Origin of the sequence: Salinispora tropica CNB-440 (assembly GCF_000016425.1) — a bacterium.
GTDB lineage: Bacteria > Actinomycetota > Actinomycetes > Mycobacteriales > Micromonosporaceae > Micromonospora > Micromonospora tropica.
Window position 1 is genome coordinate 4,616,015 of the sequence record NC_009380.1, and the last position, 18,759, is coordinate 4,634,773.

18 protein-coding genes are annotated in these 18,759 nt (G+C 69.8%); 2 read left to right on the forward strand and 16 right to left on the reverse strand.

Annotation, left to right across the window (positions count from 1 at the left end):
• Nucleotides 1-29 precede the first annotated feature (29 nt).
• The 15 genes from STROP_RS20455 to paaA form a co-directional block, all read right to left on the reverse strand.
• Nucleotides 30-2,549 (reverse strand): NADH-quinone oxidoreductase subunit G, encoded by a 2,520-nt coding sequence (locus tag STROP_RS20455; protein WP_012015257.1) that lies wholly within the window; start codon nt 2,547-2,549, stop codon nt 30-32.
• Nucleotides 2,549-3,880 (reverse strand): NADH-quinone oxidoreductase subunit NuoF, encoded by a 1,332-nt coding sequence (gene nuoF, locus STROP_RS20460; protein WP_012015258.1) that lies wholly within the window; start codon nt 3,878-3,880, stop codon nt 2,549-2,551. The genes STROP_RS20455 and nuoF overlap by 1 nt, the downstream gene beginning before the upstream one ends.
• Nucleotides 3,877-4,794 carry an NADH-quinone oxidoreductase subunit NuoE gene (gene nuoE / locus STROP_RS20465; RefSeq protein WP_028564789.1) on the reverse strand — a complete coding sequence of 306 codons (918 nt, stop codon included), beginning with the start codon at nt 4,792-4,794 and terminating at the stop codon, nt 3,877-3,879. Before nuoE ends, nuoF begins: the two co-directional genes overlap by 4 nt.
• A gap of 32 nt (nt 4,795-4,826) precedes the next feature.
• On the reverse strand, nt 4,827-6,152 hold the full coding sequence (locus tag STROP_RS20470; protein WP_012015260.1) for an NADH-quinone oxidoreductase subunit D: 1,326 nt from the start codon (nt 6,150-6,152) through the stop codon (nt 4,827-4,829).
• Nucleotides 6,153-6,252: 100 nt separating this feature from the next.
• A complete protein-coding gene (locus STROP_RS20475) occupies nt 6,253-6,990 on the reverse strand; it encodes an NADH-quinone oxidoreductase subunit C (protein WP_012015261.1) in 738 nt (245 codons plus the stop codon).
• A gap of 43 nt (nt 6,991-7,033) precedes the next feature.
• Complete coding sequence (locus STROP_RS20480) at nt 7,034-7,714, reverse strand: NuoB/complex I 20 kDa subunit family protein (RefSeq protein WP_012015262.1); 681 nt, start codon at nt 7,712-7,714, stop codon at nt 7,034-7,036.
• Nucleotides 7,715-7,728: 14 nt separating this feature from the next.
• Nucleotides 7,729-8,094 (reverse strand): NADH-quinone oxidoreductase subunit A, encoded by a 366-nt coding sequence (locus STROP_RS20485; RefSeq protein ID WP_012015263.1) that lies wholly within the window; start codon nt 8,092-8,094, stop codon nt 7,729-7,731.
• 109 nt (nt 8,095-8,203) lie between these two features.
• Nucleotides 8,204-9,475, reverse strand: a complete 1,272-nt coding sequence (locus tag STROP_RS20490; protein WP_012015264.1) for a geranylgeranyl reductase family protein — start codon at nt 9,473-9,475, stop codon at nt 8,204-8,206.
• 252 nt (nt 9,476-9,727) lie between these two features.
• Complete coding sequence (locus STROP_RS20495) at nt 9,728-10,435, reverse strand: demethylmenaquinone methyltransferase (RefSeq protein ID WP_026275179.1); 708 nt, start codon at nt 10,433-10,435, stop codon at nt 9,728-9,730.
• Between the two features lie 76 nt (nt 10,436-10,511).
• Nucleotides 10,512-11,702, reverse strand: coding sequence for a cyclic dehypoxanthinyl futalosine synthase (gene mqnC, locus STROP_RS20500; protein ID WP_018833283.1), 1,191 nt, complete (start codon nt 11,700-11,702; stop codon nt 10,512-10,514).
• Nucleotides 11,703-11,828: 126 nt separating this feature from the next.
• Nucleotides 11,829-12,938: a 1,2-phenylacetyl-CoA epoxidase subunit PaaE gene (paaE, locus tag STROP_RS20505; RefSeq protein ID WP_012015267.1), complete on the reverse strand. Its 1,110-nt coding sequence runs from the start codon at nt 12,936-12,938 to the stop codon at nt 11,829-11,831.
• A complete protein-coding gene (gene paaD / locus STROP_RS20510) occupies nt 12,935-13,411 on the reverse strand; it encodes a 1,2-phenylacetyl-CoA epoxidase subunit PaaD (protein WP_012015268.1) in 477 nt (158 codons plus the stop codon). Before paaD ends, paaE begins: the two co-directional genes overlap by 4 nt.
• A complete protein-coding gene (gene paaC / locus STROP_RS20515) occupies nt 13,408-14,211 on the reverse strand; it encodes a 1,2-phenylacetyl-CoA epoxidase subunit PaaC (RefSeq protein ID WP_012015269.1) in 804 nt (267 codons plus the stop codon). The genes paaD and paaC overlap by 4 nt, the downstream gene beginning before the upstream one ends.
• Complete coding sequence (gene paaB, locus STROP_RS20520) at nt 14,208-14,528, reverse strand: 1,2-phenylacetyl-CoA epoxidase subunit PaaB (RefSeq protein ID WP_012015270.1); 321 nt, start codon at nt 14,526-14,528, stop codon at nt 14,208-14,210. The genes paaC and paaB overlap by 4 nt, the downstream gene beginning before the upstream one ends.
• Nucleotides 14,525-15,586, reverse strand: a complete 1,062-nt coding sequence (gene paaA / locus STROP_RS20525; RefSeq protein WP_012015271.1) for a 1,2-phenylacetyl-CoA epoxidase subunit PaaA — start codon at nt 15,584-15,586, stop codon at nt 14,525-14,527. The genes paaB and paaA overlap by 4 nt, the downstream gene beginning before the upstream one ends.
• Nucleotides 15,587-15,931: 345 nt before the next feature.
• On the opposite strand from paaA, the gene STROP_RS20530 reads away from it, so the two are divergent.
• Nucleotides 15,932-16,867: a serine hydrolase gene (locus STROP_RS20530; protein WP_012015272.1), complete on the forward strand. Its 936-nt coding sequence runs from the start codon at nt 15,932-15,934 to the stop codon at nt 16,865-16,867.
• The gene (locus STROP_RS20535) at nt 16,867-17,799 is read left to right on the forward strand and encodes a serine hydrolase (protein ID WP_012015273.1); all 933 of its coding nucleotides are present in this window, start codon (nt 16,867-16,869) and stop codon (nt 17,797-17,799) included. The genes STROP_RS20530 and STROP_RS20535 overlap by 1 nt, the downstream gene beginning before the upstream one ends.
• Before the next feature lie 101 nt (nt 17,800-17,900).
• On the opposite strand, the gene STROP_RS20540 is transcribed toward STROP_RS20535, so the two are convergent.
• Nucleotides 17,901-18,752, reverse strand: coding sequence for a menaquinone biosynthetic enzyme MqnA/MqnD family protein (locus STROP_RS20540; RefSeq protein WP_026275178.1), 852 nt, complete (start codon nt 18,750-18,752; stop codon nt 17,901-17,903).
• Between the last annotated feature and the right edge of the window lie 7 nt (nt 18,753-18,759).

An 18,759-nucleotide genomic window follows, 5' to 3' on the forward strand; every position in this document is an offset into this window, starting at 1 on the left:
AACTCGCCCCACTCGTGCTCTCCCCGCCCTCACTGGACACCACCGGAGTTGAGGAGCGGGCCCGGACGGTCGGCCGCGTCGGCGGCGACCGGCGCATCGGACTGCGGGGGAACGGTCGAGCCGGCCGCGCCGGCGGAGATCCGCACGACCGCACCGGCCGCGACGCCAAGGCTGCGGCGAAGAGTCGAACCGGGTGAGTTGGTGGGCAACCAGACCACGCCGTCCGGCATCTCGGTCACCATCGCCGGCAGGGTGACACCGCCTCGTTCGGTGCCGACGGTCACCGCGTCCCCGTCGGCGACACCGATCGACTCCGCGGTGCTCCGGGCCAGCCGGACCACCGCCGGGCGGGCCGTACCGCCGAGGTGCTCGTCCCCTTCGGTCAGGCTGCCCAGGTCGATCAGCTGGTGCCAGGTGGCCAACACCGCCTCACCGGTACCCGGCTGTGGCACCGTCGCCGGCGTCACCGCCGGCGGAGCCGGCTTCGCGGTCCGGTTCTGCGGCAGCTCGCCCAGCTCTCGGCGGACGGCCGACACGTCAGCGGTGCCGAGCCGTACGTCAAGCTGCGCGGCGAGCGCGTCCAGCACCCGCCCGTCGGTCATCGCGGCGGTGTTCAGCACCGCCTCGAAGGGGCGCAGCCGCCCCTCCCAGTCCAGGAAACTGCCGGCCTTCTCCAGCACCGGGGCGACCGGGAGGACCACGTTCGCCCGCCGGGTCACCGCGCTGTTGCGCAGTTCGAGACTGACCAGGAAGGGCACCGCGTCCAGCGCCTGCTCGGCCAGTCGGGGATCGGCCAGGTCCGCCGGGTCGACGCCGGCCACGACCAACGCGCCGAGCTGACCAGCGCTCGCCGCGGCGAGGATGGCATCGGTGTCCCGGCCCGCCTGGCTCGGGATGGTCCCGGCCGGAACATCCCACGCCTCGCCCAGCTCAGCGCGGGCGGCGGGCTCGGTGACCAGACGGCCACCCGGGAGCAGGTTCGGCAGACAGCCCGCGTCCACCGCGCCGCGGTCACCGGCGCGCCGCGGCACCCAGGCCAGCTTGGCACCGGTACGCCGGGCCACCTCCGCCGCGGCGGAGAGCCCACCCGGGTTGGTGCCCAGCCGCTCACCGACGAGCAGGACCGCCCCCGGCTGGCTGAGCGCCTCGGTGACCGTCGCGTGCTCGGCGAGCACACTCGCCTCCTCGCCGGGCACCACCCGGGCCAGCTTGGCACCGAGCTTCTCCAGACCACGGGTGGCGAACGGCGCGATGGCGTAGACCGTCAGGTTCTTCTTCAGGTGCGCCTTGCGGAGCCGCAGGAAGAGGATTGGGCACTCCTCCTCCGGCTCCAGGCCGGCCAGCACCACCGCGGGTGCCTTCTCGATGTCGGCGTAGCTGACATCGGTGACCCCGGCGACCGAGCTGGCCAGGAAGTCGGCCTCCTCCCGGGAGACCGGCCGGGCCCGGAAGTCGAGATCGTTGGTCTGTAGCGCGATCCGGGCGAACTTCGCGTACGAGTAGGCATCCTCGACGGTCAGCCGACCGCCGGTGAGCACCGCCGTACCCGACCCACCGTCGCGGGCGGCCCGCAGCCCTTCGGCGGCGACTGTCAACGCCTCGCTCCAGGAGGCCTCGCGTAGCTCGCCGGTGTGCTCATCCCGGACCAGCGGGGTGGTCAGTCGGTCGGTGGCGCGGGCGTACTGGAAGCCCCAGCGCCCCTTGTCACAGTTCCACTCCTCGTTGACCGCCGGGTCGTCGCCGGCCAGCCGCCGCAGCACCTTGCCCCGCCGCCAGTCGGTGCGCTGGGCGCAACCGGCCGAGCAGTGCTCGCAGATGCTGGGGCTGGAGACCAGGTCGAACGGGCGGGCGCGGAAGCGGTACTGCGCACCGGTCAGCGCCCCCACCGGGCAGATCTGGATGGTGTTACCCGAGAAGTACGAGTTGAACGGCACGTCGCCGTCATCGCTCTCCGAGGCGCCGTACGCCTCGTCCCGGTAAATGTTGATCTCCTCTGCCGACGAGCGGTTCATCAGGTCGATGAACTTGTCGCCGGCGATCTCCTCGGAGAACCGGGTGCACCGCTGGCAGAGCACGCACCGCTCCCGGTCGAGCAGCACCTGGGTGCTGATCTCCAGCGGCTTCTCGTACTCGCGCTTGTGCTCGTGGAACCGGGAGTCGGTGCGCCCGGTCGACATCGCCTGGTTCTGCAGCGGGCACTCGCCGCCCTTGTCACACATCGGGCAGTCGAGCGGGTGATTGACGAGCAGCAGCTCCATCATCCCCTCCTGCGCCTTCTTGGCGACCGGGGAGGAGAGCTGGGTCTTCACCACCATGCCGTCAGCGACGGTCTGGGTGCAGGAGGCAACCGGCTTACGCTGTCCCTCCACCTCGACCAGGCACTGCCGGCAGGCCCCCACCGGAGCCAGCAGCGGATGGTCGCAGAACCGGGGGATCTCGACGCCCATCTGCTCGGCCACCCGGATCAGCAGCGCCCCCTTGGGCGCGGTGACCTCAATGCCGTCGATGGTGAGCGTGACCGTCTCGGTCTGCTTGGCTACGTCCGTCATCAGTGGGCCCCCACCAGCTGCTTGTCGGAGAGCTTCGGCGCGGTCCGGCCCTCGACGTAGTCGAGGTAGTCCTGCTTGAAGTACTTCAGCGAGGAGGTCACCGGGCTGGTGGCGCCGTCACCGAGGCCGCAGAACGAGCGGCCGAGAATGTTGTCGCAGGTGTCCAGGAGTGTGTCCAGGTCCTCCTGGGTGCCCTGACCGGAGAGGATCCGGCGGTAGACACGGACCATCCAGTAGTTACCCTCCCGGCACGGGGTGCACTTGCCACACGACTCGTGGTGGTAGAACTCCAGCCACCGGTACGTCGCGTAGACCGGGCAGTCCTGGTCGGAGAAGATCTGCGTCGCGGTGGTGCCGAGAATCGACCCCGCCGCCGCCACCCCCTCGAAGTCCAGCGGCACATCCAGGTGATCGGCGGTCAGCAGCGGCGTCGACGAGCCGCCCGGCGTCCAGAACCGCAGGGAGTGTCCCGGCCGCATACCGCCGGCCAGCTCGATCAGCTCGCGAAGCGTGACACCCATCGAGCACTCGTACTGGCCCGGGTTCACGACCCGGCCGGAGAGCGAGTAGATCATCGGCCCGGAGGACTTCTCCGTGCCCATGGTCCGCCACCACGCGGCACCACCCAGGACGAGGTACGGGACCGAGGCGATGGTGCCGACGTTGTTCACCACTGTCGGGCTGGCGTACAGACCATGGGTCGCCGGGAACGGCGGGCGCAGCCGGGGCTGGCCGCGGAACCCCTCCAGCGAGTCCAGGAGCGCGGTCTCCTCACCGCAGATGTACGCCCCGGCCCCCGAGTGCACCACCAGATCCAGGTCGAAGCCGCTGCCGAGGATGTTCTTCCCGAGGTAGTTCCGGGCGTACGCCTCCTGCACCGCATGGCGCAGCCGGCGGGCGGCGTGTACCGCCTCGCCGCGGATGTAGATGTAGGCGCGGTTGGCCCGGATCGCGTACGACGCGATGATCACACCCTCGATCAGGGAGTGCGGGTCGTGCGTCATCAGCGGCAGGTCCTTGCAGGTGCCCGGCTCGCCCTCGTCCGCGTTGACCACCAGGTAGTGCGGTCGCGTCGGGGCCTTGCCGTCCGGCTCCTGCGGGATGAACCCCCACTTGAGACCGGTCGGGAAGCCCGCGCCGCCACGGCCGCGCAGCCCAGAGTCCTTGACCAGCTGGATCAGGTCGTCCGGGTGGGCCTGCATGGCCTTGCGCAACGCGGCGTACCCGTCCAGCCGCTCATAGGTGCCGATCCGCCAGGCGTCCGGCGACAGCCAGCGCTTGGTGAGCACCGGCGTGAGCTTGGCCAGCGTCTCCGGCCGAGGGGTGGTCACTGGTCTGCGCCCCTTTCGTTTCCGGCTGGGGAGCCCGCCGCATCTCCCATGCCCGCCGCTGCGTCCTTCAACGAGCGCTCCTTCACCGGCGCCTCATCCCCCGCGGGCTTGGCGTCACTGGCGGGTTTGGCGAAGCCGGCCGGCCGGCTCGCCTCGGCGGCCGAGCCAGCCGGAGCGGCGGCGGGCTTGGCGGCCTCGGCCTTCGCCTTGGCGGCTGCCTGCTCGGCCTCGGCCTTGCTGAGGATCGGCGTGTTCGGGTCGTAGCCGGTGACCGCGATGCCGTGCTCCTGCGCGAGCCGCAGCCCGGCCACGGTCGGTTCGCCGGGTACCCCGTCGGCGACCGCGCCCTCGCGCTCGTCAGCGAAGCCGGCGAGCTGCACCGACATTTCCTTCAGCCGGCAGAGCCGAGCCCCACGACTCGACGTCGGCCGGCTACCGGCCCGCAGCTCGTCAACCACGCCGACCGCCGTCTGCGGGTCCACGTTGTCGAAGAAGTCGTAGTTGACCGTCATCACCGGTCCGTAGTCGCACGCCGCCAGGCACTCGGCGTGCTCCAGCGTGACCGTGCCGTCGGCCGTGGTCTCCTCGTGCCCGACGCCGAGGTGCTCGACCAGGGCGTCGTACACCTCCTGGCCGCCCAGCACGTTGCACATCGTGTTGGTGCAGACGCTGACCAGCCAGTCGCCGGTCGGCCGACGCTTGTACATTGTGTAGAACGAGGCGACCGCACCAACCTGGGCCTTGTTCAACCCCAGCACCTCGGCGCAGAACGCGATGCCGGCCGGGGAGACATACCCCTCCTCCGACTGCACCAGATGCAGCAGCGGCAGCAACGCCGAGCGGGACCGATCGGCCGGATACCGGGCGATGATCTCCCGGGCCCGCGCCCGGGTCTCCTCGGAAAACACGGTCATCGGTGCCCCCTTTCCGTTCGCGACTGCGTCACTCACCGGTCACACCCACCCATCACCGGGTCCAGCGAGGCACCACCGGCGATCACGTCGGCGATCAGGCCGCCCTCGGCCATCGCTGGCAGGGCCTGGAGGTTGACGAAGCTCGGCTCCCGGTAGTGCACCCGGTACGGTCGGGTCCCCCCGTCGGAGACCGCGTGCACACCCAGCTCGCCCCGGGGTGCCTCGATGCCCACGTACACCTGGCCGGGCGGGACCCGGAAGCCCTCGGTGACGAGCTTGAAGTGATGGATCAGCGACTCCATCGACTGCCCCATGATCTTCGCCACGTGCTCCAGCGAGTTACCCATGCCGTCGACCCCGATGGCGAGCTGCGCCGGCCAGGCGATCTTCCGATCCGCCACCATCACCGGGCCCGGCCGGAGCCGGTCCACCGCCTGCTCGACGAGCTTCAACGACTCCCGAATCTCGGCCAGCCGGACCAGATACCGGCCCCAGACGTCACCGTCGGTGTGGGTCGGCACGTCGAACTCGTACGTCTCGTAGCCGCAGTACGGCATCGTCTTGCGCAGGTCCCAGGCGAGGCCGGCGGAGCGCAGCACCGGGCCGGTCACGCCCATCGCGAGGCAGCCGGTCGCGTCGAGCACCCCGACGTTCTGCGTCCGCTCCAGCCAGATCGGCTGACCGGAGAGCATCTTCTCGTACTCCGCGAGCTTCTTCGGCATCAGCTCCAAGAAGTCACGGATCTTGGCGATCGCCTCGTCCGGCACGTCCTGCGCCACGCCACCCGGGCGAACGTAGGCGTGGTTCATCCGCAGCCCGGTGATCAGCTCGAAGATCTCCAGGACGTACTCCCGCTCCCGGAAGCCGTAGAGCATCATGTTGATCGCGCCCAGCTCCATGGCCGTGGTAGCCACCCAGACCAGGTGCGAGGAGATCCGGTTGAGCTCCATCATCAGGACCCGGATGGTGGTCGCCCGCTCGGTGATCTGCTCCTCGATGCCGAGCAGCTTCTCCACCGCCAGCGCGTACGCCGTCTCGTTGAACAGCGGGGCGAGATAGTCCATCCGGGTCACGAAGGCCGCGCCCTGGACCCAGTTGCGGAACTCCATGTTCTTCTCGATGCCGGTGTGCAGGTAGCCGACGACCGAGCGGAGCTCGCGGACCGTCTCGCCCTCGAGCTCCAGTACCAGCCGGAGCACCCCGTGCGTGGACGGGTGCTGCGGGCCCATGTTGACGACGATCCGCTCGTCGTTGATCGGGTCCGTGCCGGAGAGGACGACATCCCAGTCCCCGCCGGTGACGGTAAAGACCTTGCCCTCGGCGGTCTCCCGCTCGGTGGCGTAGTTGGACGCGCTCACTCTACCTGCCCTCCGTTCGCGACTGCGGGGCTCGCAAGCTCACTCCTCGCGCTCACCGTCCCTGCCCCTCCGTTCGCGACTGCGGGGCTCGCAAGCTCACTCACTGGTACGACCTCCGGCGGTCCGGCGGTGGGATCTCGGCGCCCTTGTACTCGACTGGCACGCCACCCAGCGGATAGTCCTTGCGCTGTGGGTGGCCCTCCCAGTCGTCCGGCATGAGGATCCGGGTCAGGCCGGGGTGGCCGTCGAAGATGACGCCGAACATGTCGTAGGTCTCCCGCTCCTGCCAGTCGGCGGTCGGGTAGACACTGGTCACGCTGGGCAGGTGCGGGTTCTCGGCGGAGACCGCCGCCTCCAGCCGGACCTGACGCCGGTAGGTCATCGAGGTCAGCTGGTAGACCACGTGCAACCGGCAGGCATCGGCGCCGAGGTAGTCCACCCCGGACACCGACGAACAGAGCTCGAACCGAAGCGAGAGGTCGTCCCGCATCACCTGGCAGACCTCGGCGATCCGCTCCGGGCGGATGTGCAGGGTCAGCTCACCCCGGTCGACCACGACCTTCTCGATCGCCTCGCCGAAGGCCGGGTACGCCTCCTCCAACGCGTCGGCGACCTCGTCGAAGTAGCCACCGTACGGCCGCGTGGCCGCCTCGATAGACCGTTGTGGGCGGACCAACCCGCCGTAGCCGGATACATCGCCGGTGCCCTGGTCACCGAACATTCCGCGCCCGGCGGGGCTCGACGGGGGCAGCTCAGCCGGAGCGCCACCGGTGGCCCCAGCCGGGGTCACCGGTACCGGCACACCGCCGTCGTCCGTCCTGTCCTGGGGTGCGCTCATGTCACCGGCCCTCCGTTCACGACCGCGGGGCTCGCAAGCTCAGTCACTTCTTCAACCCCTCGTACTGCTGCAGGTGGGGCTGGGCCTTCATCCAGTTCTCAATCCGCAGCTGCTCCTCGCGGCCCTCGCGGACTGCCTTCGTCCACTCGGCGCGGCGGGCCTTGTCGCTGCGGTACGACGACGGCATCGACCCGTAGGGCACCACTGGCACGTCACCGCGCGCCTTGCGGGCCTCGGCCATCTTGCGGCCGTTCGGACCGAGGGGCTCATGCATGATCTTCTCGCGAAGCTTGAGGATCGCGTCGATGAGCATCTCCGGCCGGGGCGGGCAACCGGGCAGGTACATGTCCACCGGGACGACGTGGTCGACGCCCTGGACGATCGCGTAGTTGTTGAACATGCCCCCGCTGCTGGCGCAGACGCCCATCGACAGCACCCAGCGGGGCTCGGCCATCTGGTCGTAGATCTGCCGGAGCACCGGGGCCATCTTCTGACTCACCCGCCCGGCAACGATCATCAGGTCCGCCTGCCGGGGCGAGGCCCGGAAGACCTCCATGCCCCAACGGCCCATGTCGTAGTGGGGGCCGCCAGCCGCCATCATCTCGATGGCGCAGCAGGCGAGGCCGAAGGTGGCCCCCCAGACCGACGACTTACGCGACCAGTTGACAAACTTCTCCACCGAGGTGAGCAGGACACCGGCGGGGAGCTTCTCCTCGATACCCATCTACGGCTCCTTCCTCAGTCCCAGTCCAGGCCGCCGCGCCGCCACACGAAGGCGTACGCGACGAAGACCGCGACGATGAACAGGACCATCTCCACGAGGCCGAAGATCGGCAGGGCGTCGAACGAAACAGCCCAGGGGAAGAGGAAGATGATCTCGATGTCGAAGACGATAAAGAGCATCGCCGTCAGGTAGAACTTGATCGGAAACCGGCCGCCACCAGCCGGCTGCGGGCTCGGCTCGATTCCACACTCGTACGCCTCGAGCTTGGCCCTGTTGTAACGGCGTGGGCCGGCGAGGCGGGCGGCTGCCACGGAGAACAGCGCGAACGCCGCGGCGAGGGCGAACAACCCGATAATCGGTATGTAAGGCGAGAGCGACATCGTTTCTCCTGCTCGTCCTTCCCTGCCCTCGATGCTGGACAAATATCACACTATTCACATCCCGGTCGGCGACTGCCGGCGGGGTCGACCACACCGCGATCCACCTGTGTCACACAGCTGGCGCCGCCTTCGTCATCGCGTTGATGACCCGGTCCATCGCATCCCCGTCGCGCGGGTCGGTCAGGTTGGCCAGCAACTTGAGCACGAAGCGCATCAGCATCGGGTGTGGCAGGCCGTACTTCGTGGCGGCGCGCATGATCTCGGGACGACCGATCAGCTTGACGAAGATCCCGCCGAGCCGGTAGTAGCCGCCGAACCGGTCCTTCAGCTCCGCCGGGTACGCCATCAACGCGCGCTCCCGCTCGACGCCGGCCGGGCGGGCGAGCGCCTGCACCGCGACCTCCGCGGCCAGCTCCCCCGACTCCATCGCGTACGCGATGCCCTCGCCGTTGAACGGGTTGACCATGCCGCCGGAGTCACCGACGAGCAGCGTTCCGCGGGAGTAGTGCGGCACCCGGTTGAAGCCCATCGGCAGCGCCGCGCCGAGGATCGGCCCCTCGGCGTTGGCCTCGTCGGCGATCCCCCACTCCTCGGGGGTGTTGGCGAGCCAGTCGGTGAGCAGCCGCCGGTAGTTCGTCTTACCGAAGGCGGATGAGGAGTTCAATACACCGAGCCCGACGTTCACCCGGCCGTCGCCCAGCCCGAAGATCCAGCCGTAGCCGGGCAGAAGCGCGTCGCTGCCCTTGCGGCGCAGCTCCAGCCAGGACTCGAGGTAGTTGTCGTCCTGCTTCACCGGGCAGTGGTAGTACCGCCGGACAGCCACCCCGAGCGGTCGGTCATCCCGCTTGGCCAGCCCGAGGGCGAGCGGGAAGCGGCCGGAGACGCCGTCCGCGGCGACGACCAGGGGAGCCCGGAAGGTGGCTGGTTCCCGCTCCGGGCCGACCTCCGCCTCAACCCCGACCACCCGTCCGGCCCGGTCGAACATCGGGGCGGTGACGTCAACCCCGGTGCGCAGCTCGGCACCGGCGACGACGGCGCGCTGGGCGAGCAGTTCGTCGAAGTCCAGCCGGGGACGCACCAGGCCGTAGTTGGGAAAGCTGGCCAGGTCGGGCCAGTCCAGTTCGAGTCGGAGGCCACCGCCGACGACCCGCAGGCCGCGGTTGCGCACCCAGCCCGCCTCGGTCGACGTGTCCACACCCATCCGCACCAGCTGGCGCACTGCGCGCGGGGTCAACCCGTCGCCGCAGACCTTCTCCCGCGGAAACTCGGTCTTCTCCAGTAGCAGCACTCGGACGCCATGCCGGGCCAGGTGGTATGCGGTCGCCGAACCACCTGGGCCTGCGCCCACGACGATCACGTCGGCGTCGTTCTCCGTGGTCATCCGCACCTCCCCTCCCGCACGCTCGTGAAAACGTTCACAAGCCAGACGGTATGGAGTCTATGACCGGCCGGGCGGCGACTACATATTAGGGGAACCTAACTTGCGGAAGACGCGCCGGTCAGTGGCGGCAGGGGCGACGTGCAGGCCCGCTTCGGCACGAATCGCCAGCTACTCGCCGCTCGACGCCCCACCGACCGCTCGGTCCACCCGGAACCGATGCCCCGTCCCGGTCAGCGGGCACGGGCGCGGCGGTCACGGCCGGAGGGCACGGTGCAGCGCGACGATGCCGCCGGTCAGGTTGCGCCAGGCCACCCGCCGCCAGCCCGCCGACCCGATCCGCTCCGCCAGCGCCGCCTGATCCGGCCACGCACGGATCGACTCCGCCAGGTAGACGTACGCCTCCGGGCTGCTCGCCACCGACCGCGCCACCGCCGGCAACGACCGCATCAGATACGACAGGTAGATCGTGCGGAAAGCGGGGTTGACCGGGGTGCTGAACTCACAGACCACCAGCCGGCCGCCGGGCTTCGTGACCCGGGCCAGCTCGCGTAGTGCCGCATCCGTGTCGTGCACGTTGCGCAGCGCGAAGGAGATTGTCACCGCGTCGAAGCTGGCATCGGCGAAGGGCAGCCGCAGCGCGTCCCCGGCCAGCAGCGGCACCTCCGGGCGGGTCCGCCGGCCCGCGGCCAACATGCCCAGGGAGAGGTCGGCACCGACCGCGTACACCCCCGAGCGGGCGAGTTCCCCGGTCGAGACACCGGTGCCGGCACCGACGTCCAACACCCGCTCGCCGGGCCGCAGGTCCAGCGCGGCCCGGGTCGCCCGCCGCCAGAACCGGTCCTGCCCGAAGGAGAGAACGGTATTCGCCAGGTCATAGCGGGCGGCCACGCCGTCGAACATCGCGGCGACCTCGTGCGGCTGCTTGTCCAGGCTGGCGCGCTGGCCCTGAGACGTACTCACCCCTCCACTGTGCCAGCCGTCGCACCTCCCGCCGGGAGGGCCCCCTACCACGGGTGTGGGAGACGCCGACCCGGCCTCAGCCGGCGTCGACCAGTGGCAGCGTCTTCCCGGCGCCACCGCCTGGCAGGGCAATCGACGAGAAGTGCGACACCACCCGGTCGTCCCGCGGGTCGTCCGCGGGAGTGTGGTGCACAGCGAGCCGGCGGTAGTGGGTGTCCCGCTGGGCGGGGGTCCGGTCCGCCGAGCGGATCATTCCGATCAGGTCGTGCAGGTTCGAACGGTGCCTCGCGCCCGCCGAGGAGATGACGTTCTCCTCCAGCATGATCGAGCCCAGATCGTCAACCCCCATGTGCAGCGCGAGCTGGCCGACATCCTTGCCGGTGGTGAGCCACGACGCCTGGAGGTGCGGCACCGTCTCGAAGAAGAGCCGGGACACCGCCACCAACCGCAGGTACTCCAGGGTGGTGGCCTGGGTCCGGCCCTTGAGGTGGTTGTTCTCCGGCTGGTAGGTCCACGGGATGAACGCCCGGAAGCCCCGCGTCCGGTCCTGCACGTCGCGGATCATCCGGAGGTGCTCGATCCGCTCAGCGGCGGTCTCACCGGTTCCCATCATCATCGTCGCGGTCGACTCGACGCCCTGCTGGTGGGCGAGCTCCATCACCTCGAGCCAGCGCTCCCCGGACTCCTTCAGCGGCGCGATCGCCTTCCGCGGCCGGGCGGGCAGCATCTCGGCGCCGGCGCCCGCGATCGAGTCCAGGCCAGCCGCCTTGATGCGGGTGATGGCCTCGGTCAGACCCACGCCGGACACCTTCGCCATGTGCAGGATCTCGCTCGGGCCGATCGAGTGGATGGCGAGCTGCGGGTACGCCCGCTTCACCGAGGAGAAGAGCTCCTCGTAGTACTCCACCCCGTAGTCGGGATGGTGCCCACCCTGCAACATCACCTGGGTGGCACCCAGCTCAACCGCCTCGCCGCAACGGCGCAGGATCTCCTCGGTCGGGTGGGTCCAGCCCTCCCGGTGCTTGGGCGCACGGTAGAAGGCGCAGAACCGGCACGCCGTCACGCAGACGTTCGTGTAGTTGATGTTGCGGTCGATCAGGTACGTGACGATGTTGTCCGGGTACCACCGCCGCCGTACCGCGTCGGCCGCCTCACCCAGCGCGTGAAAGGGCGCTTCGGTGTAGAGCAGCAGGGCCTCGTCGGGCGTGATCCGCCCACCGTCCGCGCCGCGTTGCAGGATGTCGTTGATCTCCCGGCTCACCGTCACGCTCCCGAGCCTACGTCGCGCCGACCCGACCGGTGACGAGCGGCCACCGGCGGTGTGAGCTCGCCGGCCGCCGACCCGCCGCCCCACGGGTGGCCGAACGTCCGCGCCCGGCCCCGTCCCGTGGACTCAGGCATCGTAGTCAACCGTGAGCCGATCGGTGGTCGGGCTGGACTGGCAGGTGAGAACGTAGCCCGCAGCCAGCTCGTCCGGCTCCAGTGCGTAGTTGCGGGCCATCGTCACCTCGCCGGCGACGACCTTCGCCCGGCAGGTCGAGCAGACGCCGCCCTTGCACGCGTACGGCAGCTCCGCGCGGACCCGCAGCGCCGCGTCCAGCACCCGATCCGCCCGGTCCATGGTCACCGTTGACGAACGCCCGTCCAGAACGATCGTGACCTCGGTACCCGCCTCCGGCTGGCGCTCGGGGCGACGGACCGGATCCGGAGGCGCGTCCACGTGGAAGAGCTCGGCGTGCACCGCGGTCTCCGGGACACCTCGCGCGGTCAGCACCTCCCGGGCGTCGGTCACCATCCCGTACGGGCCGCAGAGGAACCATTCCTCGATCGCCTCGCCCGGCACGATCGTGTCCAGCAGCCGGCTCAGCCGCTCGGCGTCGACGCGGCCGGAGAGCAGGGGCGACTCGCCCCGCTCGCGGGAGAGCACGTGGACCAGGTGCAGTCGCGTCGGGTACCGGTCCTTCAGGTCGGCGAGTTCCTCGGCGAACATCACGGTGTTCGCCGAGCGGTTGCCGTACACCAGGGTGAAGGTGCTGGCGGGCTCGACGGCCAGGGCAGTGGTAACCAGGGAGAGCACCGGGGTGATGCCGGAGCCGGCGGCCACCGCGCCGTAGGCGCGTACCCGGTCCGGCCGCAACGCGGTGGTGAAGTGGCCGAGCGGCGGCAGCACCTCGACGGTGTCACCGCCGCGCAGCGCCCCGCAGGCGTACGCGGAGAAGGCCCCGCCGGGGATCTCCCGGACCCCGATCCGCAGCAGGCCCCGCTGGGCCAGGTCCGCCGGCGTCGAACAGATCGAGTACGAACGCCGCACCTCCCCGTCCTGCTCCGTCGTCCGGCGCACGGTCAGGTGCTGGCCGGGGGCGAACGCGAAGATCTCGCGCAGCCTGTCCGGTACGGCGAAGGTGACCGCCACGGCGTCGGCGGTGAGCCGGTCGACGGTGGCCACGGGCAGCGGGTGGAAGACCGGCCGGCGACGGGTCGGCCGGGTGATCGTGACAGTCACAGTGCCTTCAGGTGGTCGAAGGGTTCGGAACAGGATCGGCAGCGTCGTAAAGCCTTACACGCGGTCGAACCGAAGCGGCTGACCAGCTCGGTCTCCGGGGACCCACACCACGGGCAGCGGACGGTCAAGGTCAGCGGCACCGGGCCGCCGGGGCCGGCCGGGCCGGGTGGGGCGATGCCGGCACGGGCGAGCTTGGCCCGCCCCGCCTCGGTGATCCAGTCGGTGCTCCACGGCGGTGTGTAGACGGTGCGGACCTCAACCTGAGGATGACCGGCGGCGGCGAGCGCACCGCGGATGTCGGACCGGATCACATCCATCGCCGGGCAACCGGTGTAGGTGGGGGTGATGGTGACCACCACCCGACCGGTGGCCGGCTCCTCGTCGACCGACCGCAGGATGCCGAGCTCTTCGATGGTGATCACCCGGATCTCGGGGTCCACCACCGCGGCCGCCGCGGCCCGGGCGGTCGTCACCAGGACGCTCCTGGATGCGCGCGGTGCAGCACCTGTAGCTCGGCGAGCAGGTACGACAGGTGCTCGGTGTGTACGCCGTCCCGGCCGCCGGCCGGCCTCCAGGAGGTCTCGGGCACCGTCAACGTGGCCTCGGCGAGCACACCGGAGACGACCGAGTCGAAGTCGACGCGCAGGGTGGCCGGGTCGACCGGCGTGGTCGGATCCGGGGTGAAGAGTTCGTACGTGTACGGCCAGACCTCGTCGACCGCCGCCTGCATCCGGCGATGCGACTCGTCCGTGCCGTCGCCGAGCCGCCGCACCCAGAGCGAGGCGTGATCCAGGTGGTAGGCCGACTCCTTTCGCGCCTTCGCCCCGATCGCGGCCAGCCGCTCGTCGCCGCACCCGGCCAGCGCGGTGTAGAGCGGCACCTGGTACGCCGCCAGGAAGAGCAGTTTCGCCATGGTCAGCGCGAAGTCACCGTTGGGCAGCTCGACCAGGAGGCAGTTGCGGAACTCCCGGTCGTCGCGCAGGTACGCCAACGCGTCCTCGTCCCGCCCGGCTCCCTCCACCTCGCCCGCGTGGGTCAGCAGCAGGCGTGCCGCCCCGAGTTGATCGAGGGCGATGTTGGCCAGGGCGATGTCTTCTTCCATCTCCGGCCCGCGGGTACACCACTCGGCCAGTCGCTGGGCCGCGACGAGCGCGTCGTCGGCGAGACCCAGGACGAAGTCGAAGCGGCTGGCGACAGCCCCCGGCGCGGTCTGCTCGGCCCCCGGCGCGGTCTGCATCGTCCCCGGTTCGATCTGTTCGGCATGTGTGGTCACAGGTGAGCAGCCCCCTCCGGCACCTCGTAGAAGGTCGGGTGCCGGTAGACCTTGTCGGCCGCCGGGTCGAAGAAGGCGTCCTTCTCGTCCGGGCTCGACGCGGTGATGGCGGCGGCCGGCAGCACCCAGATCGACACCCCCTCCTGTCTCCGGGTGTAGAGGTCCCGGGCGTTGTGCAGGGCCAGCTCGGCGTCGGCCGCGTGCAGGCTGCCGACGTGGGTGTGCGCCAGACCTCGCCGGGCCCGGACGAAGACCTCCCAGAGCGGCGCCGGAGGAGCCCCGCCGGGCTGGCCGGTCGGCTCGCTGTACTCGCTCACGTCGACACCTTTTCCTTCTTGTTCGCCTGCTCCTTCTTCGCCGCGTACGCGGCGGCGGCTGCCCGAACCCAGGCGCCCTCCCGGTGCGCCCGACGGCGGTGCTCCATCCGCTGCCGGTTACACGGACCCGCCCCCTTGATCACCCGCATCAACTCCGCATAGTCGGGCTGGGTGAAGTCGTAGGCACCGCGCTCGTCGTTCCAGGCCAGCCCCGGGTCGGGGACAGTGAGACCGAGCACCTCGGCCTGGCCCACGCACATGTCCACGAACCGCTGGCGCAGCTCGTCGTTGGAGAAGCGCTTGATTTTCCAGGCCATCGACTGGGCGGAGTGGGTGGAGTCGGTGTCCGGCGGGCCGAACATCGCCAGCGACGGGTACCACCAGCGGTTCACCGAGTCCTGAGCCATCTCCCGCTGGGCCGGGGTGCCGTGGGCGAGGGTGTGGAGGATCTCGTACCCCTGCCGCTGGTGGAACGACTCCTCCTTGCAGATCCGGATCATCGCCCGCGCGTACGGCCCGTACGAGCAGCGGCACAGGGGCACCTGGTTGACGATCGCCGCGCCGTCCACCAGCCATCCGATCGTGCCCATGTCGGCCCAGGTGAGGGTCGGGTAGTTGAAGATCGAACTGTACTTCTGCCGGCCGGCCAGCAGCAGGTCGACCAGCTCGTCCCGGCTGACCCCGAGGGTCTCCGCGGCGGCGTAGAGGTAGAGGCCGTGGCCGGCCTCGTCCTGCACCTTGGCGAGCAGGATCGCCTTGCGCTTGAGGGAGGGGGCGCGGGTAATCCAGTTGCCCTCTGGCTGCATCCCGATGATCTCGGAATGGGCATGCTGGGCGATCTGCCGGATCAGTGTCGCGCGGTACGCCTCCGGCATCCAGTCCCGCGGTTCGACCTTCTGGTCGGCGGCGATGACCTCGGCGAAGTAGGCGGTCGGATCCGCGGCGGCGGCACCGTGCCGCCCACGCTGGGCCGCCTCCCGCAACGCTGTCTCGGCCGCCTCGACCTCGCCCAGAAGGCCGCCGGAGGTGTCGTCGGCGGGGAAGTCATTCCCATACATGCCCCAAGTGTTACAGCTCGGCACGTCAATCTCTAGGGGGTGTAACAGCTTCCGACCGCGAGAAGCCCCGAACACACCAGACAGCTACTATGAGCTGAGTCACAAATCACCCCGGTGAACCAGGGCAGAAAGTACGCACCATCTGCAACGCCCGCCTTTTATGACACACCTGCGCCGCGAACGAGTCTCGGCGCGGCGCGGATCCAGACGTAGACTTCCCCGCGGTCACACCGACCTGCTGCCGGCGATCGTTTACGTAGCCGAGGCCCCCGCCTCAGTTACGCCGATCCCTCCCCGGCCCTGCGAGCCGGCCCCCTGACCCCGACATCTGGAGTTCACCCAGTTATGCGTCCCCGGTTGCTAGCCGTCATAGCGGTCGTCCTCGGAATTGCTTTGATCATTCCCGCTGCGTACGCCCGTCTCGACGACGGCGGCACCGACACCGAGGCGAGCGTCCCCACGCCCGTCCCCGCCCCACCCCCACCGCCGACCCTGGCCGACGCGCCGGTGTCCGTACCCTTCAAGGGCGAGTTCTTCTCCTGGGCGCTGATGGACCGCCAGATCGACACGATCTCCGGTGCGGAGAACCTCACCGACACCAGCTCCACCGAGTCGATGATCAAAGTGTGGTTCGCCGCCGACTACCTGAACCGACTCGGTGACGAGGCGCTCTCGACGACGATGCGCGACACCATCACCACGGCGGTCCGGGACAGCGACGACGACGCGGCGAACCAGCTCTACTCAGCAGTCGGCAGGTCGGCCACCATCGACCGGATGATCAGCACCTGCGGCCTCACCGACACCAAGCCCGGCACCGTGCCGGGCTACGTCGGGTGGTGGAGCTTCACCCAGATGTCCCCGCGGGACGCGGTGCGGCTCGGCGACTGCATCGCCGACGGCACGGCCGCCGGGCCGACGTGGACCGAGTTCCTGCTGGACGAGATGAGCCAGGTTCGCGGCACGACCGCCCCCGACGACCAGAAGGCCCGCTCCGGTGGCGGCCGATGGGGGATCATCGACGGCCTTCCGGAGTCGATCACGAGCCAGGGCCCGATCAGCATGAAGAACGGGTGGACGGCGCTGAACTACGACGGCAACTGGCACGTCAACTGTCTCGCGGTCAACGACCAGTGGAGTCTCGCCGTGATGATGCGGTACCCGCAGCAGAGCGGGCTCGACTACGGCGCCCAGACCTGCGCGAGCGTCACCACCCAGCTCGTCACCCCGCAGCCCGGCGCCGCCCTGAAGGTGCCGCAGCAGCCGACCGGAAGCCTCTGATGGCCGACCAGTCCGGCTCGCGGCAGGGCGGCACGTCCATGCTCAAGCTAGTCGCGATCACGGCCGTCCTGATCGGTTTCGTACTGGTATCCCTCCGCCTGCTCCCCGGGTCGCCCTTCGCATCCGAGGCGACGGCCCTGTGGGGAGAGAGCCCAGCGAGTGAACAGTCCGGTGAACCCGAAGAGCAGGCCCAGCCCACACCGTCGCCGAGCCCGTCCCTCGAACCGCTGCCCTTCGCAGCGAACGATCTCACGAGCCTGGATATCGACGGCTGGTATGCCTGGAGCGTGCTTGACCGCCGTACCGGTGAGATCACCGGCTCGGAGAACATGGCCGAGACCAGCACCACGGCTTCGATGATCAAGTCTTGGATCGTCGCCGACTACCTGCGCCGCACGGTGGAGGCCGGCAGGACCCCGACCGAGGCCGAGCTCGCCGACGCCACAAAGATCATCCGGGACAGTGACAACACCCGTACCCAGAAGTTCTACAACAACCTCGGCGGTTCCACCTCCATCGAGCGCCTGCTGTCCCTGTGTGAGCTGACCGACAGCAGCGTCGCGGAGGACGGCGGCTGGAGCCGGACCGAGCTGTCCCCGCGGGACACCGCCCGGCTCGGCGAGTGCATCGCCGATGGCCGCGCCGCCGGCCCGGAGTGGACGGACTGGCTCCTCGAGGAGATGCGGCTGGTCCGTGACGCCGGCGACTTCGGCATCCGCAAGGCATTCCCGTCGGCCGTCAGCGAGACCATCGCCATCAAGAACGGCTGGGTGGACCGCACCCGCGAACAGGAGAACCACGTCAACTGCCTCGCGATCGGCGACACCTGGACAATGGGGGTGATGCTGCGCTACCCGGTCGCGAAGGGCTACCAGTACGGCATGAACAACTGTCAGAAAGTCACCGAGGCCCTGCTGACCGAACCGCTCTGACTCTGACCGGCGACCCCGCACCGCGAGTTGATCCATCGACGAAGCAGGCCGACGTGGTCGGCACGGGCCGCAGTGGTCGGCACGGGCCGACGTGGCCGGCCTCAGCCGACGAAGCGGGCCGGGCCGCCGGCGGGAAGCTCGGGGACGGCGCCGGCGGCAGCGGCCCGGCGGGCGAACTCGCGCAGCCCGGCGACCTGGCGATCACCCAGGCTGAAGTCCAACATCCGAAAATACGTCGCCAGCGTCTCCGCGTCGAAGCTCTCCCAGCGGGCAGCCGCCGCGGCCACCTGGTCCAACTCGGCCAGGCAGAGATCCCGGGACCGCAGGAACGCCTCGTGCACCTCCTTGACCAGACCGGGATGGGCAGCGGCGAAGTCCCGGCGTACCGCCCAGACGGCGAATACCATCGGCAGCCCGGTCCACTCGTTCCACGCCTGACCGAGGTCGGTAACCGTGAGGCCCCGGGACGGCGCTTCCAGGAGGGCCCGCAGCGCCACGTCACCGATCAGAACCCCGGCGTCCGCCTCCAACAGCATCTGGGTGAGGTCCGGCGGGCAGCGGAAGTACTCGGGCCGTACCCCGTACCGCTCGGCGAGCAGCAGCTGAGCCAGCAGCACGCCGGTCCGCGAGGTCGACCCGAGCGCGACCCGACGCTGGTCGAGGTCAGCCAGGGGAAGGGTCGAAACGACGTTGACCGAGAGCACCGGTCCGTCACTACCCACCGCGAGATCGGGTAGGAGCAGCAGGTCGTCGGCGTTCCTCAGGTACTCCACCAGGGTGATCGGGCCGATGTCCAGGTCACCGGCGACCAGTGCGGCACTCAACCGATCCGGCGAGTCCTTGTGCAGGTCAACGTCGATCAGGGCGCCCGAGCGCATCAACCCCCAGTAGATCGGTAGGCAGTTCAGGAACTGAATGTGCCCGACCCGAGGGCGCGCGATCGCCTCTACCATGCCCCGA

What these genes read in the sequence shown, in the direction of transcription:
- STROP_RS20480 (WP_012015262.1), bottom strand. Translation starts at nt 7,714, where the DNA reads ATGGGTATCGAGGAGAAGCTCCCCGCCGGTGTCCTGCTCACCTCGGTG.
- STROP_RS20455 (WP_012015257.1), bottom strand. Translation starts at nt 2,549, where the DNA reads ATGACGGACGTAGCCAAGCAGACCGAGACGGTCACGCTCACCATCGAC.
- STROP_RS20475 (WP_012015261.1), bottom strand. Translation starts at nt 6,990, where the DNA reads ATGAGCGCACCCCAGGACAGGACGGACGACGGCGGTGTGCCGGTACCG.
- STROP_RS20485 (WP_012015263.1), bottom strand. Translation starts at nt 8,094, where the DNA reads ATGTCGCTCTCGCCTTACATACCGATTATCGGGTTGTTCGCCCTCGCC.
- STROP_RS20535 (WP_012015273.1), top strand. Translation starts at nt 16,867, where the DNA reads ATGGCCGACCAGTCCGGCTCGCGGCAGGGCGGCACGTCCATGCTCAAG.
- STROP_RS20540 (WP_026275178.1), bottom strand. Translation starts at nt 18,752, where the DNA reads ATGGTAGAGGCGATCGCGCGCCCTCGGGTCGGGCACATTCAGTTCCTG.
- STROP_RS20530 (WP_012015272.1), top strand. Translation starts at nt 15,932, where the DNA reads ATGCGTCCCCGGTTGCTAGCCGTCATAGCGGTCGTCCTCGGAATTGCT.
- nuoE (WP_028564789.1), bottom strand. Translation starts at nt 4,794, where the DNA reads ATGACCGTGTTTTCCGAGGAGACCCGGGCGCGGGCCCGGGAGATCATC.
- paaA (WP_012015271.1), bottom strand. Translation starts at nt 15,586, where the DNA reads ATGTATGGGAATGACTTCCCCGCCGACGACACCTCCGGCGGCCTTCTG.
- STROP_RS20490 (WP_012015264.1), bottom strand. Translation starts at nt 9,475, where the DNA reads ATGACCACGGAGAACGACGCCGACGTGATCGTCGTGGGCGCAGGCCCA.